Origin of the sequence: Streptomyces sp. NRRL F-2664 (assembly GCF_000719345.1) — a bacterium.
GTDB lineage: Bacteria > Actinomycetota > Actinomycetes > Streptomycetales > Streptomycetaceae > Streptomyces.
Genome location: NZ_JOFX01000182.1, coordinates 1 through 2,984, shown reverse-complemented (window position 1 = coordinate 2,984; position 2,984 = coordinate 1). Strand labels below are relative to the sequence as shown.

General features: G+C 67.8%; 3 pseudogenes. All 3 read left to right on the top strand.

The annotated features are described in order from the left end of the window. Positions 1 to 229: 229 nt before the first annotated feature. Positions 230 to 975, top strand: a pseudogene (locus IF89_RS39235) (IS110 family transposase); the annotation flags it as partial. 430 nt (positions 976 to 1,405) lie between these two features. Beyond that, positions 1,406 to 2,569 (top strand): annotated as a pseudogene (locus IF89_RS43885) (IS110 family transposase); the annotation flags it as partial. A 10-nt stretch (positions 2,570 to 2,579) separates the two neighbouring features. Next, positions 2,580 to 2,969 (top strand): annotated as a pseudogene (locus IF89_RS41345) (transposase); the annotation flags it as partial. Between the last annotated feature and the right edge of the window lie 15 nt (positions 2,970 to 2,984).

Below are 2,984 nucleotides of genomic sequence, written 5' to 3'. Positions count from 1 at the left end.
CGTTACCGTCTTCGTGGCCTCGCAATGGGGCTCCCGGCCTTCGGCCCCGGTATGACTCGAGCCCCCAGTCGAGATGATCGAAAAGGTGGTGTCGCCGGTGCCGGAGGCATTGGCAGACCGCTGATTAGAGGCACGAGCGCCCCACTGGGCAGTCTCTTCGTAACGTGGATGCCGGCACGCTGATGCCGCAGGTGAGGCCGGGGAGAACGCGAGCACGGGAGCAAAGGGCATGTCGGACGAGACGGGCATCGACGTCTATCTGGGCCTGGACGTCGGCAAAGGCGATCACCACGCCACCGCCGTGAACCGGGCGGGGAAGAAGGTGTTCGACAAGCCGCTGCCCAACAGCGAACCGAAACTGCGCGAGCTGTTCGACAAGCTGCAGGCCAAGCACGGAACAGTGCTGGTGGTCGTTGACCAGCCCGCTTCCATCGGGGCCCTGCCACTGGCGGTCGCCCGGGACACAGGCTGCCAGGTCGCCTACCTGCCCGGACTCACGATGCGACGGATCGCCGATCTCTACCCCGGCGAGGCGAAGACCCGACGCCCGCGACGCTTTCATCATCGCGGACGCCGCCAGAGCAATGCCCCACACCCTCAGGACGATCGTTCCCGCGGACGAGACGATTGCCGAGCTCGCGATGATCGCCGGGTTCGACGACGATCTCGCGGGAGAGTCCACCCGGATCGCCAACAGGCTCCGCGGCCTCCTCACTCAGATCCACCCCTCCCTGGAACGCGTCCTGGGCCCGCGGATCCAGCACCCGGCCGTGCTCAAACTGCTGGACCAGTCCGGCTCCCCGGCCCGGATTCGCAAGGCCGGACGCCGTCGCCTCGTGACTCTGATACGCCCCAAGGCGCCGCGGATGGCCGAGCGCTGTGATCGTCCCCAGCCTCGCCAGCTCCCTCCAGTCCGTCCTTGACCAGCGAAAACTCCTCGCCGCGAGGATCGAGGAACTCCTGGAGGCCCACCCTAATGGGCATTGAAGCCGGCGGATCGCTACCCGTTACCCGGCCTTGAGGTCTTCAAAAAGAGCGCGGCCTCCGGCTTCACTCCCCGTTCGCGGTGGCGGCGGTCGGCACCGGGATAGCCGTGACACACCCCTGGGACTCGATCCCTTGGTCAAGAGCCGGCACCCGGTCCCGTCCGCTGCCACCGCGTTCGTACGGAACCGAGGCAGACGACCGGAACGTTGAAGTTCGTGGTCCAAGCCGTTCGCAGGGGTCACCTCTCAAAGAGCCAGGAGCCTGACGAGCTCCCTCACAGACCGAGGGCCCTGCGGATCGCTGGGGTCACGAACGGCTAATCGGATGCAGGGCCATCGAGCCCTTCCATTAGGGAGACGCGTGCCCCGCACGGCTGCGACCAGCAGCGACACACCCCAACCGAGAGGACCCGGACCCGGTGAAAACGTTCTGCGGTATCGACTGGGCCAGCGATCACCACGACATCGCGGTGGTCGACCGCGAAGGGACCCTTTTAGGCAGGGCCCGGATCGGCGACGACGCAACGGGCCTGCAGCAACTCCTCGACCTGCTCACCACACACGGCGACACCGCGGACACACCCATACCGGTGGCCATCGAGACCTCCCACGGACTGCTGGTCGCCTGCCTTCGGGCAACCGGCCGGCCCGTCTACGCAATCAACCCGATGGCAGCAGCCCGCTATCGAGAACGTCACGCCGTCGCCCGCAAGAAGTCCGACCACCTCGACGCCATGGTCCTGGCGAACATCCTGCGCACCGACAGGGCCGCCCACCGGCCGCTGCCCGCCGACAGCGAACTCGTCCAGGCCATCGCCGTCCTCGCCCGGGCCCAGCAGGACGCGGTCTGGGACCGCATCCAGGCCGCCAACAAGCTCCGCTCCCATCTGCGGGAGTACTTCCCCGGCTTCCTCGCCGCCTTCGCGCACGCCCGGGAGGGACTCTGCCTGCCACTCGCCCGGACCGTTCTGGCCGCGGCCACGACCCCGGCCCAGGCCGCCCGACTCACCCGCACCCAGCTGCGGTCCCTGGTGAAGAAGGCCGGCCGCAAACGAGGCATCGACGAGGAAGCGGACCGTCTCCGCGAAGCCTTCAGGATCCCGCAGATGAGACACCTGCCCCAGGTCGAACAGGCCATGGGCCTGCGGACCCTCGCGCTGCTGCGGCAGCTCGCGGCCACCTGCGAGAGCGTCGAGGAACTCACCGCCGCGGCAGTGGAGTCTTTTGATACGCACCCGGACGCCGAGATCATCACCAGCTTCCCAGGGCTCGGATCTCTCACCGGCGCCCGGGTGCTCGCCGAGATCGGAGACGACCGATCCCGATTCACCGACGCCAAGGGCCTCAAGGCCTTCGCCGGGGCCGCGCCGGTGACCCGGGCGTCCGGCAGAAGCCTCTCCGTCATGGCCCGCAGGGTCAAAAACCAGCGACTCGCCGCAGCCGGCTACCTCTGGGCCTTCTCCGCCCTCTCCTCACCCGGCGCAAGAGCCCATTACGACCGGCGACGCGAAGCCGGCGAACGACACACCGCCGCCCAACGCAACCTCTTCAACCGCCTGCTCGGCTGCCTCCACCACTGCCTCATCAACAACTCTTTCCCAGGTCCTGATCTCAATGCCCGGCATCGGGATCAGGACCGCCGCCCGCATCCTCATCGACGTCGGCGACGCATCCGGCTTCGCCACTGCCGGCCACCTCGCGGCCTACGCCGGCCTCGCGCCCGTGACCCGGAACTCCGGCTCGTCCATCCGCGGCGAACATCCTTCCCGGCGCGGCAACAAACAGCTCAAAAGAGCCTTCTACCTCGCCGCGTTCGCCTCGCTCTCCCAGCCCGAGTCACGCGCCTACTACGACCGCAAACGCCGCGAGGGAAAGCACCACATCGCGGCCCTCATCGCACTCGCCCGACGCCGCATCGACGTCCTCTTCGCCATGCTCCGAGACGGCACCTTCTACCAACCACCCACACCGACTACGGCTTGACGAAAACCATAGAGG